This window comes from Streptomyces sp. NBC_00271 (assembly GCF_036178845.1).
GTDB lineage: Bacteria > Actinomycetota > Actinomycetes > Streptomycetales > Streptomycetaceae > Streptomyces.
Window position 1 is genome coordinate 4,081,003 of the sequence record NZ_CP108070.1, and the last position, 17,918, is coordinate 4,098,920.

The 17,918-nt window shown below is 71.8% G+C and carries 18 protein-coding genes; 10 read left to right on the top strand and 8 right to left on the bottom strand.

Annotated elements, in window-relative coordinates; genetic code table 11:
• Positions 1–14: 14 nt before the first annotated feature.
• Both proP and OG798_RS18975 read left to right on the top strand, forming a co-directional pair.
• Positions 15–1,397, top strand: a complete 1,383-nt coding sequence (gene proP / locus OG798_RS18970) for a glycine betaine/L-proline transporter ProP (RefSeq protein WP_328757359.1) — start codon at positions 15–17, stop codon at positions 1,395–1,397.
• Positions 1,398–1,452: 55 nt separating this feature from the next.
• On the top strand, positions 1,453–2,124 hold the full coding sequence (locus tag OG798_RS18975) for an O-methyltransferase (protein ID WP_095854931.1): 672 nt from the start codon (positions 1,453–1,455) through the stop codon (positions 2,122–2,124).
• A gap of 42 nt (positions 2,125–2,166) precedes the next feature.
• Here OG798_RS18975 and OG798_RS18980 read toward each other — a convergent pair whose 3' ends face one another.
• Positions 2,167–2,562: an FHA domain-containing protein gene (locus OG798_RS18980; RefSeq protein WP_054230963.1), complete on the bottom strand. Its 396-nt coding sequence runs from the start codon at positions 2,560–2,562 to the stop codon at positions 2,167–2,169.
• A 137-nt stretch (positions 2,563–2,699) separates the two neighbouring features.
• Between OG798_RS18980 and OG798_RS18985 the strand changes: the two genes are divergently transcribed.
• Positions 2,700–3,104 (top strand): J-domain-containing protein, encoded by a 405-nt coding sequence (locus OG798_RS18985; RefSeq protein WP_095854930.1) that lies wholly within the window; start codon positions 2,700–2,702, stop codon positions 3,102–3,104.
• 120 nt (positions 3,105–3,224) lie between these two features.
• On the opposite strand, the gene OG798_RS18990 is transcribed toward OG798_RS18985, so the two are convergent.
• Both OG798_RS18990 and OG798_RS18995 read right to left on the bottom strand, forming a co-directional pair.
• Positions 3,225–3,992 (bottom strand): hypothetical protein, encoded by a 768-nt coding sequence (locus OG798_RS18990; RefSeq protein WP_413253646.1) that lies wholly within the window; start codon positions 3,990–3,992, stop codon positions 3,225–3,227.
• Positions 3,993–4,005: 13 nt separating this feature from the next.
• Positions 4,006–4,665: a hypothetical protein gene (locus OG798_RS18995; RefSeq protein WP_097226068.1), complete on the bottom strand. Its 660-nt coding sequence runs from the start codon at positions 4,663–4,665 to the stop codon at positions 4,006–4,008.
• A gap of 142 nt (positions 4,666–4,807) precedes the next feature.
• Between OG798_RS18995 and OG798_RS19000 the strand changes: the two genes are divergently transcribed.
• Positions 4,808–5,329, top strand: coding sequence for a GNAT family N-acetyltransferase (locus OG798_RS19000; protein ID WP_328757361.1), 522 nt, complete (start codon positions 4,808–4,810; stop codon positions 5,327–5,329).
• 33 nt (positions 5,330–5,362) lie between these two features.
• Here OG798_RS19000 and OG798_RS19005 read toward each other — a convergent pair whose 3' ends face one another.
• Positions 5,363–7,324, bottom strand: a complete 1,962-nt coding sequence (locus OG798_RS19005; protein WP_443054190.1) for an MDR family MFS transporter — start codon at positions 7,322–7,324, stop codon at positions 5,363–5,365.
• 360 nt (positions 7,325–7,684) lie between these two features.
• Here OG798_RS19005 and OG798_RS19010 point away from each other — a divergent pair, with 360 nt between their 5' ends.
• Positions 7,685–8,635 carry a peptidoglycan-binding domain-containing protein gene (locus tag OG798_RS19010; RefSeq protein ID WP_328757363.1) on the top strand — a complete coding sequence of 317 codons (951 nt, stop codon included), beginning with the start codon at positions 7,685–7,687 and terminating at the stop codon, positions 8,633–8,635.
• Positions 8,636–8,958: 323 nt separating this feature from the next.
• Here OG798_RS19010 and OG798_RS19015 read toward each other — a convergent pair whose 3' ends face one another.
• Together OG798_RS19015 and OG798_RS19020 are read right to left on the bottom strand one after the other, a co-directional pair.
• Positions 8,959–9,618, bottom strand: a complete 660-nt coding sequence (locus OG798_RS19015) for an HAD-IA family hydrolase (protein WP_328757364.1) — start codon at positions 9,616–9,618, stop codon at positions 8,959–8,961.
• 200 nt (positions 9,619–9,818) lie between these two features.
• On the bottom strand, positions 9,819–10,400 hold the full coding sequence (locus tag OG798_RS19020) for a TMEM165/GDT1 family protein (protein ID WP_067363025.1): 582 nt from the start codon (positions 10,398–10,400) through the stop codon (positions 9,819–9,821).
• A 470-nt stretch (positions 10,401–10,870) separates the two neighbouring features.
• Here OG798_RS19020 and OG798_RS19025 point away from each other — a divergent pair, with 470 nt between their 5' ends.
• The 4 genes from OG798_RS19025 to OG798_RS19040 all read left to right on the top strand — a co-directional run bounded on the left by OG798_RS19025 (position 10,871) and on the right by OG798_RS19040 (position 16,094).
• A complete protein-coding gene (locus tag OG798_RS19025; RefSeq protein WP_121416275.1) occupies positions 10,871–11,515 on the top strand; it encodes an HNH endonuclease family protein in 645 nt (214 codons plus the stop codon).
• 142 nt (positions 11,516–11,657) lie between these two features.
• The gene (locus OG798_RS19030; RefSeq protein ID WP_121418507.1) at positions 11,658–13,325 is read left to right on the top strand and encodes an alkaline phosphatase D family protein; all 1,668 of its coding nucleotides are present in this window, start codon (positions 11,658–11,660) and stop codon (positions 13,323–13,325) included.
• A 256-nt stretch (positions 13,326–13,581) separates the two neighbouring features.
• Positions 13,582–15,552: an FAD/NAD(P)-binding protein gene (locus OG798_RS19035; protein WP_121416274.1), complete on the top strand. Its 1,971-nt coding sequence runs from the start codon at positions 13,582–13,584 to the stop codon at positions 15,550–15,552.
• Between the two features lie 86 nt (positions 15,553–15,638).
• On the top strand, positions 15,639–16,094 hold the full coding sequence (locus tag OG798_RS19040) for a DoxX family protein (protein ID WP_095854923.1): 456 nt from the start codon (positions 15,639–15,641) through the stop codon (positions 16,092–16,094).
• Between the two features lie 101 nt (positions 16,095–16,195).
• Here the strand turns inward: OG798_RS19040 and OG798_RS19045 are convergent, their stop codons facing one another.
• Positions 16,196–16,732, bottom strand: a complete 537-nt coding sequence (locus OG798_RS19045; protein WP_095854922.1) for a superoxide dismutase — start codon at positions 16,730–16,732, stop codon at positions 16,196–16,198.
• 201 nt (positions 16,733–16,933) lie between these two features.
• Between OG798_RS19045 and OG798_RS19050 the strand changes: the two genes are divergently transcribed.
• Positions 16,934–17,569, top strand: a complete 636-nt coding sequence (locus OG798_RS19050; RefSeq protein ID WP_095854921.1) for a DedA family protein — start codon at positions 16,934–16,936, stop codon at positions 17,567–17,569.
• Positions 17,570–17,620: 51 nt separating this feature from the next.
• On the opposite strand, the gene OG798_RS19055 is transcribed toward OG798_RS19050, so the two are convergent.
• Positions 17,621–17,857 (bottom strand): DUF2277 domain-containing protein, encoded by a 237-nt coding sequence (locus OG798_RS19055; protein ID WP_095854920.1) that lies wholly within the window; start codon positions 17,855–17,857, stop codon positions 17,621–17,623.
• Positions 17,858–17,918: the final 61 nt, after the last annotated feature.

Consider the following 17,918-nt stretch of genomic DNA (forward strand, 5'->3'; position numbering starts at 1 on the left):
CCCCTACGAAGGGCATGCCCTTGCCGTCCGCCACAGCAGTCACCCCCGCCGTACCCCGACCCCGGACCCCCACGCCGCCGCCCGAGGCCTACGTCACCGATCCGGTCCTGGTCAAGCGGGCCGTCAAGGCGGCGGCCCTCGGCAACGCGATGGAGTGGTTCGACTTCGGTGTCTACAGCTACATCGCGGTGACGCTGGGCAAGGTCTTCTTCCCCTCCGGCAACCCCACAGCGCAGTTGCTGTCCACCTTCGGCGCCTTCGCCGCGGCCTTCCTCGTCCGCCCGCTCGGCGGCATGGTCTTCGGCCCGCTCGGCGACCGCGTCGGCCGCCAGAAGGTCCTCGCCCTCACCATGATCATGATGGCGGCGGGCACCTTCGCGATCGGCCTGATCCCCTCGTACGCCACGATCGGCGTCGGCGCTCCCCTGCTGCTGCTCGCGGCCCGGCTCGTCCAGGGCTTCTCCACCGGCGGCGAGTACGCGGGCGCCTCCACCTTCATCGCCGAGTACGCGCCCGACAAGAAGCGCGGCTTCTTCGGGAGCTGGCTGGAATTCGGCACGCTCGCCGGATACATCGGCGGCGCCGGCCTGGTCACCCTCATGACCGCCTTCCTGTCCACCGAGGACCTGCTGTCCTGGGGCTGGCGCGTGCCGTTCCTGATCGCGGGCCCGATGGGGATCATCGGCCTGTATCTGCGGATGCGCCTGGAGGAGACCCCGGCGTTCGCGGCGGAACTGGCCAAGGCCTCGAAGAAGGAGGCGGACCGCCCCAAGGTGCGGCTGCGCGAGATGGTCGCGGGCCAGTGGCGCGCGCTGCTGCTCTGCGTCGGCCTGGTGCTGGTCTTCAACGTCACCGACTACATGCTGCTGTCGTACATGCCGAGCTATCTGACGAGCGAGCTGAAGTACGACGAGACGCACGGCCTGCTGGTCGTCCTCGGCGTGATGGCGCTGATGATGATCGTCCAGCCCTTCGCGGGCGCGCTGACCGACCGCATCGGCCGCCGCCCGGTGATCGCCGCGGGCTGCGTCGGCTTCCTCGCCCTGTCCGTACCGGCGCTCCTGCTGATCCGCCAGGGCAGTCTGCTCGCGGTCGCGCTCGGCATGGGCGCGCTGGGCCTGCTGCTGGTCTGCTTCACCTCCGCGATGCCCGCCGCGCTCCCGGCGCTCTTCCCGACGAAGGTCCGCTACGGCTCGCTGTCCATCGGCTTCAACGTCTCCGTCTCGCTCTTCGGCGGTACGACCCCGCTGGTCACCACGGCGCTCATCGGGGCGACCGGGAACATGATGATGCCCGCCTACTACATGATGGCCGCGGCCGTCGTCGGTGGCGTGGCGGTGTGGTTCATGACCGAGTCCGCGGGTCGCCCGCTGCCGGGCTCCGCGCCCGCCGTGTAGGTTGGGCCGTGGGACTAGTTAGGACATCTAACTAGGCATACGAAAGGCATGGTTCATGAGCGAGTCGCAGCTCTGGAACGACGTCGACGACTACTTCACCACCCTCCTCGCCCCCGCCGACGAGACACTGACGGCGGCCCTGCGCGACAGCGACGCCGCGGGGCTGCCGCAGATCGCCGTCGCGCCGAACCAGGGCAAGCTGCTCCAGCTGCTCGCCGAGATCCAGGGCGCCCGCCGCATCCTGGAGATCGGCACCCTCGGCGGCTACAGCACCATCTGGCTGGGCCGCGCACTCCCGGCCGACGGCCGGCTGATCACCTTCGAGTACGACGCCACGCACGCCGAGGTCGCCCGCCGCAACCTCGCCCGCGCGGGCCTCGACAAGATCGCCGAGGTGCGGGTCGGACCCGCGCTGGAGTCGCTGCCGAAGCTGGCCGAGGAGAACCCGGAGCCGTTCGACTTCGTGTTCATCGACGCCGACAAGGTGAACAACCCGCACTACGTCGAGTGGGCCCTCAAGCTCACCCGCCCCGGCAGCCTGATCGTCGTCGACAACGTCGTACGCAGCGGGCGGGTCACCGAGGCGGGCAGCGCCGAACCGAGCGTGCGGGGCACCCGGGCCGCCCTCGAACTGATCGCCGCCCACCCGAAGTTGAGCGGTACGGCGATCCAGACGGTGGGCAGCAAGGGGTACGACGGGTTCGCGCTGGCGCGCGTGCTGGCCTGACGCCTGCTTCTCCGGGGCGCGCAGGCTCGCGCTCCGGGGGGCTCAGGTCTCGTGGTAGAAACCCACGTTCACGCTGTGCGGTCCTGTGCGGTCGAGGATGACGATCTCCCCCGAACCGCCCGCGGGGAGCTTCGCCGTCCCGCCGTACGGGACGGCCTGCGTCGGCAGTCCGGCCAGCGTCAGCCGTACCTCGGCGGAGGGCTCAGGGCGTGACCCGTGCAGCCAGGTGACCTGCCAGGTACCGTCCGGGCCGCACAGGAACTCCAGGTGGACCCGGGAGACGAACAGCCAGTCGTCGGGGGTCGCGAGCCGGCACACGGCCCGGTCCCGGCCCACCCGCAGCACGGCTCCGGGGTCGCTCGGCGCGTCGGCCATCAGCATTCCGGCCGTCGCACCAGCGTCCGCCCCGGTGACCGAGGCCATGGTGAGTTCGAGCACGTGCGCTCCTTCGAGTTCCAGCGTTAATCCGGTCCGCGGCGCTTCAACCCCCCTGGTACCGAGTGTGGTTGACGCGCCGCCGCCGCATGATAATTCGCCCGATCGTCCGATCGTGTGTCGTACGGCACAATGGACGCATGACCGAACGGAAGCCACCCGGGGTCAGCTTCGAGACCTGGGTCGACCGCCAGATCCGTGAGGCGGAGGCCCGCGGCGAGTTCGCGGACCTGCCCGGCGCGGGCAAGCCCATGCCCGCCGTGACCGACACGCCGTACGACGAACTGTGGTGGATCAAGCGGAAGATGGCCCGCGAGGGGCTGTCGGTGCTGCCGCCGACGCTGGCCCTGCGCAAGGAGGCCGAGGACGCGCTCGCGGCGGCCTCGGTGGCGCCCTCGGAGCGCGTCGTGCGCCGGATCGTCGAGGACATCAACGCCAAGATCCGCGAGGTCATGTTCAAGCCGCCGCCGGGACCTCCCCTCGGCCTCAAGCCGTACGACGTGGACGAGATCGTCCGGGAGTGGCGCGAGCGCCGGGCCGGATGACCCCGTCGACGGGTGAGGCCGCGTCCCGGAACATGGTCCGGGACGCGGCCTCAGGGTGGTACTTCGACGTGGTACTTCGACGGTTCGGCCTCCTGACCGGTGCAGGAGTCGCTCGGTCACCTACAGGTGCAGGAGTCGCTCGGTCACCTCGCGGTAGTCGCGCAGGGCGAGCCGCAGCTTCTCGGTGTCGGCCGTGTCGCTCTCACCGGCTGCCTGCCAGGTCGTCCGCAGGTTGCGGCGCCGCCGGGTCATGGCGTCCGTGAACTCGGTGGTCAGCTCCTCCAGGACGTGGTCCGCCTCCTCGACGGACGCCCGCGGGCCGTCCACGAACCCACCGACGGCGTGCTGCATCCGCAACGAGTACTTGTCGCACTCGTCGTGCGACAGCAACGCACCGTCGCCGTCTCCCTGCGCACCGCTACCGCGCTGCTCCGCGGGGGTGGGACCGCTCTGCCCGGCACGAGTGGGTTCACCCTGCGCACCGCGGGCGAACTCCGCTTCCTCGGCGCGCCTGGATTCCGGCTGCCCGGCGCGGGTGGGGTCACCGCCCTGCCCGGCGCGGGCGGAATCCGGCTGCATGGCGCGCATGGTTTCCCGCTGCCCGGCCCGCGTGTCGGCGCCCTGTCCGGAGCGGGTGTCGCGGTCGTCGGCGGGCATGCTCCGCGTGCCGCCGGCCGTCGAGCGGGACGGGTTCGCGGTCTCGCGGGACTCCATACCGCCGGGGGCTTCGCCGGGGTCGCGGACGGCCGGGTCGGCGGGGGTGCCGGATCCGGCCGACGGAGCGACCTGGGCGTCCTGGGCGTGCCGGTGGACGAGGGGGTCGACGTCGCCGCGACCCGTCATCGCCTCACGACGCGGAGTGTTCTCATTGCCGTTGTCCGAAGCCATCTTCTTCACTTCCTCAACTCCCCTTCGCGTGACGCCTGGTCAGTACCGACGGAACATGGGCTCGGTGGGAACGCCCGTCCGGGACGGATGCCGCGGCGGGGGCGGTGTCCTGGCGGGCGTCGTCGCGAACCGGGGCCAGCAGCTCTTCGAACAGGGCGCGGGCCTCCACCATGGACGCGCGGAGCTCCTCCGTGCTGCCGTCGGCGCCCGCGGTGGGGGCGTACGTGGCCTGGTGGACGCGCCGGTAGCCGTGCAGATGGTGTCCGTGGTGGACGGAGAGCGCGTCGAGCTGTTCCTCGTAGCGCTCGCCGTCGGGGAAGCCGCGTGCGCCGGCCAGCTCGCCGACCAGCCGGTCCGCCTCGGCCACCGCCTCCTGGGGCGAGTCGACGAAGCGTTCCTGAACAACCCCCCAGCGGGCCGCGTACTCGTCGCGGGCCGCGGGCTCCAGCGGCCGCTCACGCAGCGAGCCGTGTCGCTTCACCCGCTCGGCGAGGTCACGCTCGGCGGCCTTGGCGTCGCCGTCGTGCTGGGCGACGGCCCGGTCGTACTCGGGCCCGAAGCGCCGCCGCAGTGTGCTCCCGCCCTGCGGCCTGCGGGCCAAAAGGATCAGCGCGGCCGCGACGACGGCGACCGCCACGATCACGATCAAAGCGATGATGAGGCCTGTGGACATGGGTGCCTTCCGGGGTTCTCGACCCGACGGGCCGGTTCGAGGACCGGGTTGCCCGGAACCCCGCACTCAAACGAACCCCGCACCGGCGCCCCGCCGAAATCCGCTTGCGGCAGGGGGGCCGCGCCTCCCGACAATGACGGCCATGACCTGGATCATCGCCCCCGAGCCCTTCGACTCGTCCGTCGCCGCCGCACTGTGGCGCGCGTACTACACGGAGGTCAGCGACCGCTGGTACCTGCTGCACGAGGGGCACCCGACCGACCCCGAGGAACTGGAGCGGGAGATCGCGGCGACCCCGGGTGCCGAGTTCCAGGCACCCGGCGGGGTGCTGCTGGTCGCGCGGTACGGCGGCGACCCCGGCGGCATGGCCGGGGTGCGGATGCTCGACGCCACGACGGGTGAGCTGAAGCGCGTCTTCGTGCGCGAGCGGTTGCGCGGCACAGGCGGCGCGGCGCTGCTGCTCACGGCGGCCGAGGAGGCGGCGCGCGGCCTCGGCGCCGAGCGGCTGATCCTCGACACCCGGGGCGACCTGGTGGAAGCACGCGCCCTGTACGCGCGGCACGGCTACGAGGAGACCGAGCCGCACAACGACGAGACCTACGCCGACCACTGGTTCACGAAAGAGCTGAAGAACACGAAAGAGCTGAAGAAGCTGACGCCCTGAGGCCCGACGCAGGACTCACGCCGGTGTCCGGGCTCACGCCGGTGTCCCGCGCGGATGCGTACGCGGCGCCGTCCTGTCGTGCGGCCGCTCCGCGTCGGACCCGCACAGCTCGCCGTTCAGCTCCTTGACCAGCTTGGTCAGATCGGTCGGGCGGTCCGGGCCCCACCAGTCGCCGAGCAGCTCCGCCAGGGACTCCTCACGGGCCTTGGCCAGCTTCCCGGCGACCTCGCGGCCTTCGTCCGTGAGGACGAGGTCGAGCCCTCCGCGGACGGCGAGGCGGCGCTCCTCCAACTGCCGGGCCGCGGCCAGTACGACGGGCAGCGGTACGGTGCTGCGCTCGGCCAGCAGCGCGGGCTCCGCCCAGCCGTACTTCTTGATCCTCAGCAGCAGCCAGCTCGCGGCGGGCAGCAGGTCGTACCCGGCCCGCTCGGTGATCTTCTCGTAGATCTCCCGCTGCCCCTCCCGGGTGCCGAGCACGGACAGCGCGCGGCACACCTCGTCGTACGACGACCGCTCCACCGGATTGGTGGCGAGCGTCTCGGTGATGTCGGGTGCCGTGACCGAACCCCGCAGCTTGTCCTCGCGCAGGAACCAGGCCAGGACGAAGCCGAGCACGGCGACCGGGGCGGCGTACAGGAAGACGTCGGTGATCGACGAGGCGTACGCGTGCAGGACGGGCTGGCGGAGCACGGACGGCAGGTCGGCGATGCCCTTCGGGTCGGCCTTGAGGCTGTTCGGCGTGATGCCGGCGGGCAGTTGCCTTCCGCTCAGCACGGCCACCAGGTTGTCGCCGAGGCGGCTCGCGAAGACGGTGCCGAAGATGGCCACGCCGAACGAGGCGCCGATGGAGCGGAAGAAGGTGGCGCCGGAGGTGGCGACGCCCAGATCCTCGTACGAGACCGCGTTCTGCACGATCAGGACCAGGACCTGCATGACCAGGCCGAGGCCCAGGCCGAAGACGAGGAAGTACACGCTCATCTCGCCGGTGCCGCTGTGCTCGTCGAGCTTGTGGAGCAGGAGCAGACCGATCGCCGTGACACCGGTGCCCGCGATGGGGAAGACCTTCCAGCGTCCGGTACGGCTGACGATCTGCCCGGAGACGGTCGAGGACAGCAGCAGCCCGAACACCATGGGCAGCATGTACACGCCGGACAGGGTGGGGCTCACGCCCCGGACGACCTGGAGGAAGGTCGGCAGATAGGTCATCGCGCCGAACATCGCGAAACCGACGATGAAGCTGATGACGGCGCAGAGGGAGAAGGTGCGGACGCGGAAGAGCCTCAGGGGCAGGACGGGTTCGGCCGCCCGCTGCTCCACCGCCACGAAGGCCACGGCGAGCAGGACACCGAGCACCGCGAGACCGATGGTCTGCGGCGAGCTCCACCCCCAGGTGGTGCCGCCGAGCGAGGCCACGAGAACGAGACAGGTGGCGACCGCGGCGATGAGGAACGTGCCGAGGTAGTCGATGACGTGCTTGGCGGACTTCCTCGGGATGTGCAGGACCGCCGCGATCACGATGAGCGCGACCACGCCGACGGGCAGGTTGACGTAGAAGACCCAGCGCCAGCTGAGGTGCTCGGTGAACAGCCCGCCGAGCAGCGGCCCGAGCACGCTCGTCGCACCGAAGACTGCCCCGAACAGCCCCTGGTACTTGCCCCGTTCGCGCGGCGAGACGATGTCGCCGACGATCGCCATGGACAGCACGATGAGCCCACCGCCACCGAGGCCCTGAAGGGCCCGGAAGCCGATCAACTCGCCCATGTTCTGCGCCATTCCGCACAATGCGGACCCGACGAGGAAGATCACGATCGCGGCCTGGAACAGCTTCTTCCGGCCATACTGGTCGCCGAGTTTGCCCCACAGGGGAGTGGCCGCGGTCGACGCGAGCAGATACGCGGTGACCACCCACGACAGGTGTTCGAGCCCGCCCAGGTCGCTGACGATGGTGGGCAGCGCGGTCGACACGATCGTCTGGTCGAGGGCCGCCAGCAGCATGCCGAGCAGCAGCGCGCCGATCGAGACGGCGACGCTGCCGTGCACCGGCGCCTCCTTGGCGTCGACGGCGGCCGCCGAGCGCCTCCGCTCGGCCGACTCGTTCACGCCGTACGGGGGGTCGTGCGGCGGCGCGTCCGGGTCGTGCACATCACCGGGTGTCTCGCCCGTCATGCGGACCTCCCATGAGCCCCTGGGGTCTCGGTCACCCTCCATGGTGGTCGGTATGGCGGGTTATGGCCTGTTGAAGCTTGTAACGGCTGCGGAAGGAGGGATTCCGGGGGCCCCTGGGAGAAGGTGTGGTGGATGTGACTAACCTCGGGAGTTCCGAGGGGGCGAGTCTCAGGGGGAGGGACCCAACGCGTGACTGAACCGAACGGGCATGTCTGCCCCGAGTGCGCCGCGCCCCGGACGCCGGACGGCACCCCGTCCTGCGCCTGCACCCGGCGCGCGTCCGACGCCCTGCGCGACGCGCGCACGGCGGAGGCGGCAGCGGCGGAGGACTTCGATCCCCTGCGCATCCGCCCGTACGTGGACCTGACGGCGAACGAGTCCGGCCCTGCCACCGTGCGCCTGCGTACGGTGCCGTCGGAGGCCCTCAGCGCCGTACAACACGTCGACTCCGCGAACTCCGCGAACGAGCCCCCGTACCCACCGCCGGCCTCCTTTCCGGAGGAACCTCCCCGGCGCCGACGGCGTACGGCCCTGCTGGCCGTGACCGGGGCCGCGGTGGCGGTCGTGGCGGCGGCGGGGTTCGCGAGCGGGCTGTTCTCGTACGACGCCCCCGCGCGGGAGCGGGCGCTGCCGGACGACGTACGGGCGAGCGTCCCGGACCCGTCACCGACGCCGACGTCGCCGTCGCCGCGACCGGGCTCGGGGTCGGGGTCGGCCCCCGAAAGCGCCGCACCCTCCACGACAACGACAAAGACAACGACGGCGCCATCCCCATCACCCAGCGGCAGTCCGTCCCCCTCGGCGTCGGCGACGCGATCGCAGCCGCCCACGTCCTCACCGTCAGCCACACCCACACCCACGCCCACCGCGGCTGCCTCGTTGGCGCCGGGCCAGGACTCCACGGGCGATCAGCCCGCCCAGACCCTGCGCCGCGGCGACCGGGGCTCCGAGGTCACCGAACTCCAACTGCGCCTGCGCCAGTTGTCCCTCTACACGGGCCAGTCCGACGGCACGTACTCCCGCCAGGTCGAGGACGCGGTACGCCGCTACCAGTGGGCCCGTGGCATCACGGGCGACAAGTCCGGGGTGTACGGGACGGCGACACGGGCGAGCCTCGAGGGCGAGACGCGGACGCCGTAGGGGTTCGACGGGTTCTTCGACTGCGACCCGCGGGGGCTGATCGCGCAGTTCCCCGCGCCCCCTGAGACCGGGGCTTCGCCCCGGATCCCCCGCCCACCCGGATCTGCTCGGCTGCGGGCCGGTGGGGGTTGCTCGCGCAGTTCCCCGCGCCCCTGACGGGGCGCTCTATTCAGCGCCGGTTCACGTGTTCAGCCCGTCCGGCGTTTGAGGACGAGGCCGTTCAGGCCGATGGGGGTCTGGGGGCGGAGCCCCCAGTGGGGTCGAAGGGGCGGAGCCCCTGGGGATGGGACGGGTAGGGGCGGCGGGGGCGAGGAAACCGAGGGTCAGGCGATGTGCAGGCGTATCGTCCCGCCCCCGACAACCTCCACCCGCACCTGCGTCAGATCACGCACAACGACATCCGGCCGATGAAAGCCGGCCCGGGGCCCCACCCCGACCACCCGCATCCCGGCCCCCCGCCCAGCAGCAATCCCGGCCCCCGAATCCTCGAAGACCACACACTCCTCAGGCGCCACACCCAACTCGGCAGCCCCCTTCAGAAAACCCTCGGGATCAGGCTTGCTCGCACCGACGGACTCCGCGGTGACCCGCACATCCGGCAACCCCAGCCCGGCGGCAGCCATCCGCGCCGTGGACAACCCCACATCCGCGGAGGTGACAAGGGCATGCGGCACCCCCTCCAGCGAGGCAAGAAACTCCGCGGCACCCGGAATCGCGACGACCCCGTCCATGTCCGCGGTCTCCTCGGCGAGCATGCGCGCGTTGTCGGCGTAGTTCTGCTCCATGGGCCGGTTCGGCAGCAGCACCGCCATCGACGCGTACCCCTGCCGCCCGTGGACGACCTTCATGACCTCGTCCCCGTCCAACCCGTGCCGCTCGGCCCAGCGACGCCAGCAGCGCTCGACCACGGCGTCCGAGTTGACGAGGGTGCCGTCCATGTCGAGCAGGAGGGCGCGGGCGGTCAGAACGGTGGTGGCCGTCATCGGCAGGCTCCAGAGCATGGGGGAAGGGGCCGGGGGCGTCCATTGGATCAGCACCGGGTCCCCCGGGGACAAGGCGGCCCCGCCCGCCGGTCAGGGAGTGCGGACGGGAGCCACTTTGTTTCTCTACGATACAAAACGAGAGGGACCGGCGCCACCACCTCCGACCAGGACGACACCCCGACAAGCGGGGCCCCGTCGACTCAGGCCGCCACCGCCTCGTACAGACTCCAGACACCCAGCGCCAGCATCAGCATGGCCGCGACCTTGGTGATGAGCTCCAGCGGAACCCGCTTCATCAGCGCCTTGCCGCCGACGATGCCGAGTCCGGCCACCGCCCACAGCGCGAGCACCGCACCGAGGCCGACCGAGAGCGGGTCGTCGTACCGGGCCGCGAGGTTCGCCGTCATGATCTGCGTGAGGTCACCGAACTCGGCCACCAGGATGAGCATGAAGCCCGCCCCCGAGACCTTCCAGAAGCTCTGGTTCGCGGGATCGCGGACCTCCTCCTCGTCCTCGCCCTTCTTCAGGAGCAGCACGGCGGCACCGGCGAGGAACAGCACACCCGTGATCGCGTGCACGATCTGCTGCGGCAGCAGGGTCAGCACACTACCCGCGGCGACGGCGAGCGCGACGTGCACGGCGAAGGCGGCGGCGACGCCGGCGAAGACGTACGAGGCGCGGTAACGGGTACCGAGGACGAGCCCGGCGAGCGCGGTCTTGTCCGGCAGCTCGGCGAGGAAGACGACGCCGAAGACGAGCGCCATCACGGTGATGCTGATCAAAATCCCTCAATCGGTCGGGGCTGCCCCACCGAGAGTGCTGTGACTGCTACGCGACACCTCGGCACGGCAGCACACATCGGCGCCCGCACGAGGACGTACGCACGGACAGTGCACTGCTCTGCCGAAGGTCTCGCTGGCCGACCGTGACGGTCTGCCTCCGGGCGCCGGCTCAGACGAGCTGAGCAGTATGTCGACGGTCCGGCGAAGAGCTACTCCCCTTCTGCGCCATCCATCGTACGGGATGACGAAACGGGCCGGACAGGGCCATAGGTCCCGGGCCCCTCGGACCGGCCACACCGGGGCACCCTCGGAGCCCGCGCCCCCAGATTCACAGAAACCGGTTGCCCCGAACCCCTTGGCATGTCATGCGCACGTCACTAGCTTCTTACCTGCCTCACACCTTCCGGAAATGCGGCACCGCGAGCATGGGCCCGCTCGCCCCAACGTCCCCCCACCTCAAGGGAGTTCGCATGCCAAAGGTCTACGCGCGTCGACGGCTGAGCATACTCGCAGCCTTCACCGGCCTGATAGCCATGGTCGGGATTTTCAACGGCCCGACCGCCTCCGCCGCGCTCCCCACGCCGGTCAGCGCCGCCACCGCGCGCACCTACCTCGCCTCGCTCACCGTGGCGACGGAGAGCCGCACCGGCTACGACCGTGATCTCTTCCCCACCTGGATCACCATCAGCGGCACCTGCAACACCCGTGAGTACGTCCTCAAGCGCGACGGTTCGAACGTCGTCACCAACTCCGCCTGCACCGCCACCAGCGGCAGCTGGTACTCGGTCTACGACGGCGCCACCTGGACCGCCGCCTCCGACCTCGACATCGACCACCTCGTCCCGCTCGCCGAGGCCTGGGACTCCGGCGCCAGCGCCTGGACCACCGCCCAGCGCCAGGCCTTCGCCAACGACGTGACCCGTCCGCAGCTCATCGCCGTCACGGACAACGTGAACCAACAGAAGAGCGACCAGGACCCGGCCGAGTGGATGCCCCCGCTCAGCTCCTACGCCTGCACCTACGTCCGCGCCTGGGTCCAGGTGAAGTACTACTACAACCTCAAGGTCGACTCGGCGGAGAAGAGCAAGCTCAGCTCGGTCCTCAGCGGCTGCTGATCCCCGCACCGATCCCCACACCTCTCCCCCCACGGGTCCCCACCGGTCCCCTCCCCCCACGGAAACCGGCGCAGTTCCCGGAACCTCCCCGCTCCTCTCCGTCGTTCCGTACCGTACGGGGCGACGGAGAGGGGTGATCACCTTGGCGGAGCTGCGCCTGGGACCGCTGTTGAGGTACGTCGACGGCTCGTCCGCGACCTTCTGGGTCGAGGCGAGCCGTCCGTGCACCGCCGAGGTGCGCTGCGCCGACGGCGCCCGCGGCTCGGCCCGCACCTTCCAAGTCGCAGGTCACCACTACGCGTTGGTGCCGGTGAGCGGCCTGACCCCGGGCGCGGACACCGCCTACGAGGTGCTGCTGGACGGCGCCGGTGTCTGGCCGCTGCCCGGCTCCCCCTTCCCGCCCTCCGTCGTCCGCACCCGGGGCGAGGAGGACGCCGTCCGAGTCACCTTCGGCTCCTGCCGCTGGGCCGCGCCGCCCGCGGACGAGAAGGACCCGGTCGGACCCGACGCGCTGGACACACTGGCGGCCCGTATCGCGGGCGAGCCCGAGAGCGAACGGCCGGACGTCCTGCTCCTGTTGGGCGACCAGGTGTACGCGGACGAGACCTCGAAGGCCACCCAGCGCTGGCTCGCCGCCCGCCGCAACCTCGCCGACCCCCCGGGCGACCAGGTCGCGGACTACGAGGAGTACACCCGCCTCTACTACGAATCCTGGCTCGACCCGGAAGTGCGCTGGCTGCTGTCGACCGTGCCGAGCTGCATGATCTTCGACGATCACGACGTCATCGACGACTGGAACACCAGCGCCTCCTGGCTCGCCGACATGCGGGCCACGGCGTGGTGGCGCGAGCGGCTGCTGAGCGGTCTGATGTCGTACTGGGTCCACCAGCACCTCGGCAACCTCTCACCGCGTGAACTCGCCGAGGACGCCCTGTACGCCGCCGTCCGCGAGACCCCCGACGGAACCGACGTGCTGAGCGCCTTCGCCGCCCAGTCCGACGCCGACCCGGCCTCCGTCCGCTGGAGCTACCGCCGCGACTTCGGCCGCGTACGGCTGCTGATGGTGGACACCCGGGCGGCCCGCGTGCTGGCCGAGGACCGGCGGGCGATGCTGGACGCGGGCGAGGAGCGGTGGCTGCGCGAGCAGGCGCTGGACGCGCCGGGCTCCTGCGACCACCTCCTGATCGGCACCTCACTGCCCTGGCTGCTCCCCCACCTCGTGCACGACGCCGAGGCATGGGACGCCGCCCTGTGCCGGGGTGAACGGGGCGCGCGCTGGGCCCGGTTCGGGGAGAGGCTGCGCCGCCGGGCCGACCTCGAGCACTGGGCTGCCTTCCCCGCGTCCTTCGCCGCGCTCGCGGAGCTGATCGCCGAGGCCGGTTCCGGACCGGACGCCCCGGCGACGGTGTCCGTGCTGTCCGGAGACGTCCACCATGCCTACATCGCCGAGCCCCGGTGGCCTTCCGGGACCCCGGGGGCGCCCGACTCCCCCCGCTCCCCCGACGCCCGCGTCCTCCAGCTGACCTGCTCCCCCGTCCACAACTCCATCCCCCTCTCCATACGGCTCGGCTTCCGCTTCGGGTGGAGCGCGGTCGGCCGGGCGATCGGGCGTCGGTTCGCCCGGCACGGCACGTGCGACCGGCCGCCCGTCGACTGGCGCAAAACGGGCGGCCCTTGGTTCGGCAACCAGCTCATGACCCTGACCCTGCACGGACGTTCGGCCCGGCTCCGACTGGAGCAGGCCCGCGCGGGGAAGGGCGGGGGCGCCGCCCGACTGCGGACGGTCATGGAGTCCGAGATCGCTTCGTGAACGTCCGCGGTCGTGCACTGTCGTCCGCTGTCGTCTCACTGTCATCCTCTGTCGTTCACAACACGCTTGTGAAGCAAGCGTGATAGCTGTGCGAGAGGTGCGTGAGGGCCGCGTGAGGTACCCGTGACGCATCCCACAGCGGGCGGCGATCCTCCCGCCCGGGGCTCGGTTCGGGTTCGCGCCGACGGCATGATGAGGCGGACCGTCCGCTTCCAGGGAGCCTTCCCGTGGAGCTCCCAGCAGGCGGTTCGCCGTCATGCGCCCTCCATGCCCGGGAGTCACACCTTTGTCTGCAGTGAGCGCCGCGCCCTCCGGGACCACCCCTGCCGTCGATGTGTCCCTCGCCGTCGTCGGCGCGGGACCACGGGGCACCAGCGTCCTTGAACGCCTGTGCGCCTCCGCGCCGGAGCTGCTCCCGCCCGGAACACGGCTGACGGTCCACATGGTCGACCCGTCGCCGCCCGGCCCCGGCCGCGTCTGGCGCACCGCGCAGTCGCCGTATCTGCTGATGAACACCGTGGCCTCGCAGGTGACCCTCTTCACCGACGACAGCGTGGACTGCTCGGGCCCGGTCCGCCCCGGGCCGAGCCTGCACACCTGGGCGGGCGGCGAGCTGGGCCCGGACGACTACCCGACCCGCGCGCACTACGGCCGCTACCTGGAATGGGTGTTCGCCGAGGTGGTCCGCACAGCGCCACCCGGAGTGCGCGTCGAGGTGCACCCGGCGCGCGCGGTACGGCTCGACGACGACCCCGACGGCCGCCAGACCCTCGCCCTCGACAACGGGCGCGCCCTGCCGGAGCTGTCCGCGGTCGTCCTCGCCCAGGGCCATCTGCCGACGGCCCCGGACCGCGCCCAACGCGACCTCACGGCGTACGCCGAACGGCACGGCCTGCGCCACATCCCGCCCGCCAACCCGGCGGACGTCGACCTCTCCGCAGCCGCAGCCGCACCCGCTCCCCGCGAACCGGTCCTGCTGCGCGGCCTCGGTCTCAACTTCTTCGACCACATGGCCCTGCTCACGACGGGCCGCGGCGGCCGCTTCACCCGCACCGCCGAGGGCCTGCGCTACCTCCCCTCCGGCCGCGAGCCCCGGCTGTACGCGGGCTCGCGCCGCGGTGTCCCGTACCAGGCCCGCGGCGACAACGCGAAGGGCCCCTACGGCCGCCACCTCCCCCTCGTCCTGACCGACGAGGTCATCGCCGGCTTCCGCAAGCGCGCCGACTCCGGTGAGGCGCCGGACTTCCTGGGCGAGATATGGCCGTTGATCGCGAAGGAGGTGGAGACGGTCTACTACGAGGGGGTGCGCGCCGGGCGGTGGGAGCGTCCGAGGCTGCTGGAGTTCAGGGACCGTTTCCTCGCCGCCCCGCACCGGAGCCCTCAAGAGGCCCGCGTCCTGGACGAGTTCGGCGTCCCGGAGGGCGAGCGCTGGTGCTGGGACCGCGTCTCGCGCCCATACGCCGGCCGTGACTTCGCCACGCCCGGCGCCTGGCGCTCCTGGCTCCTGGCGCATCTGCGCGAGGACGCCGAGCAGGCCGCGCTCGGGAACGTCGACGGCCCCCTGAAGGCCGCCCTGGACGTACTGCGCGACCTGCGCAACGAGGTGCGGCGGATCGTGGACCACGGGGGCCTGCCGGGCGGCTCGCGGCGTGAACACCTGGACCGCTGGTACACACCGCTCAACGCCTTCCTCTCCATCGGGCCGCCCCGCCGCCGCGTCGAGGAGATGGCCGCGCTGATCGAGGCGGGTGTCCTGGACGTCCTGGGCCCCCGGCTGGAGGTGCGGGCCGAGGACGGGGCATGGGTCGCGCACTCCCCCGACGTGCCGGGCTCGACCGTGCGCGCGACGACGCTGATAGAGGCGCGGCTGCCGGAACCGGACCTCAGGCGGACGGGCGACGAGCTGCTCACCCGGCTGCTGAGGACGGGCGGGTGCCGTCCGCACACGAGCGACGGTTACGAAACCGGAGGGCTGGACGTAACACCGCGCCCCTATCGTCTGATTGACCGTCAAGGTCACGCGCACGCAAGGCGGTTCGCCTTCGGGGTGCCCACGGAGGGCGTGCACTGGGTGACCGCGGCCGGGGCCCGGCCGGGTGTGGATTCGGTCACGCTTTCGGACGCCGACGCGGTGGCGCGGGCCGCGCTACGTGCGGCGACAGCGGAAACGGAAGCCCAAGCGGAACCCGGAGCATGGCTAAATGTTGAACTTGCAAGCATTGATTAGGTTCACCTAACGTTGGTGACTCACTCGGTTCCGCCCCCAGGATCCGGTTCCCCCACGAACCGGACCAGACCGAAGGAGTCCCCCACATGACCGACCGCCTCAACAGCGCTCAGCCGTACGCCATCGGCCTGTTCCGCATCGTCATCGGCCTGCTCTTCGCCGTGCACGGCGCCGCCTCGCTCTTCGGTGTCCTCGGCGGCGCGGCCGGCACCGACGGCGGCTCCATCCCGTCCGGCACCTGGCCGGGCTGGTACGCGGCCGTGATCCAGCTCGTCGGCGGCGCCCTGGTGCTGCTGGGCCTCGGCACCCGCGGCGCGGCGTTCATCGCCTCGGGCTCGATGGCGTACGCGTACTTCGACGTGCACCAGTCGGCGGCCCTGTGGCCGATCCAGAACGGCGGCGAGCTCTCCGTGCTGTTCTGCTGGACCATGCTGCTGCTGGTCTTCACCGGCTCCGGCGCGCTCGGCCTCGACCGGCTCTTCGCCGGGCGCACGGCCGCGTCCCGTGCGGACGAGCGGGCCTCGGAGCCCGTCGCGGCCTGACCCGGCCGCCACCCGGCCGCCACCCGGCACGGCGCCCACCTCACCCGGAGGTGGGCGCCGTCCCGTACCGCCCTGGGGCCTGCCCGGCGACCCGCCCTCGCTCAGGCGGTCCCTGCGACCCAGCCGAACGGGACGGTGAAGCACGCCAGCCGCGCGCCTCTCGCGCCCGGCCCGTCGTACAGCACGACCGAAGCGGCCCCGCCCTGCCTGAAGCCCCAGTCGTGCCGGGTCCTCGCCTCACCCGTCCCGTTCTCGTCGGCGGTGAAGTCCAGCCACACCTCGTTGTCCGGGTCGGTGTGAGCCGGGTCCTCGCGGTGCTGGTAGACCCCGCCCGCCGCGGCCGGATCGGCGGCGCAGGACTTCTGGTGCACCCGCGCCCCGAACACGTGGCCCGCCTTCACTCCGGTCACCCGCAGCCGTACGGTCGTGGCGCCCCGCTCGTCCATCAGCTGACTCACCTCGATCCCGCCGGCCGCCGGCACGACCTGCATGTCGTACGTCAGCGCCGCCGACGGAACGAAGGCGCCGGGCGGCGCGAACCGCGCGTCCGTCGTCATCCAGTAGCCGCCCGCTCCCGCGCCGCCGCCCACCGTCAGTACGGCCGACGCCAGAGCGCCGGCGATCATCCCTGCCACCATCGTTGTCCCACTCCTCCGACACTCGTCCCCGCCCTGACTTCGCCCCTCCCCTACTCGCTCCCGCCGTGCGGAGCACATGAACCCCCAGTGACCCTCCTGTCACACCCGCCGCGTACGCTGTATGGCTGTCACAGGCCGCCTGCCGCTCCCCCGCGACGTAGCGGCGAGGTCGTGCCAACGGGGGAGTACAGGGGAGTTTCGGTGTTGGAGAGTGTGGGGCCGCTGACGGGCAGCCCATGGATCTACGCGGCGGTGGCCGTCTCGGTCCTGCTGGACGTCTTCCTTCCGGTCCTGCCGAGCGGCGTCCTCGTCATCACGGCGGCCACGGCAGCGGCGGCGGGCTCCGCGGGGGCCGCCGTCGGGCAGGCGGTGCCCAACACCATGGCGCTCATCATCTCCGCGGCCACCGCCTCGGTCCTCGGCGACCTGGTGGCCTACCGGCTGGCCTGGCGCGGCGGCGAACGCCTGGACCGGGCCATAGCCCGCTCGCGCCGGCTGTCCAGCGCGCAGGAACGTCTCGGCGCGGTCCTCGCGCGCGGCGGCGGCGCCCGGGGCGCGCTGGTCGTCCTCGCCCGCTTCGCGCCCGCCGGACGCTCGGTCGTCTCACTCGGCGCGGGCGCGGCCCACCGCCGGGTCCGCGAGTTCCTGCCCTGGTCGATCGTGGCGGGCCTGGCCTGGGCCGCCTACAGCGTCGCCCTCGGCTACTTCGGCGGCCAGTGGCTGGGCGCGAGCTGGTTCGCGACCGGGGTGTCGTTCCTGGCGCTGTTCGGCGCGGGGGCGGGCGCGGCGTACCTGATGCGCCGTCCCGAACCCCAGGAGTCGGGCCCCGGCGCCTGACCCACGAAGCCACGAAGCCGCGGACCCGCGGACCCCTGAACACGTGAGGCGCTACCCGGCGGCGCGCTGGGGCTGGGCGGCCCCGCGTACCTCCAGGCCGTCCAGCAGTTCGGCCGTGGCGGCGGCGATCGCCTCGACCGCGCGGTCGAACACCTCACGGTTGTGGGCGGCCGGGGCACGGAATCCGGACACCTTGCGGACGTACTGGAGGGCGGCGGCCCGGATCTCCTCCTCGGTGGCCTCTTCGGGGAGCACGGGCGGGCGGAGTGTCTTGATGCTGCGGCACATGCGTCCAGTCTCGCGCACACCTGTGGGAGCCCGGGGTGTCGGTCCGGCTGTCGTAGCGGGA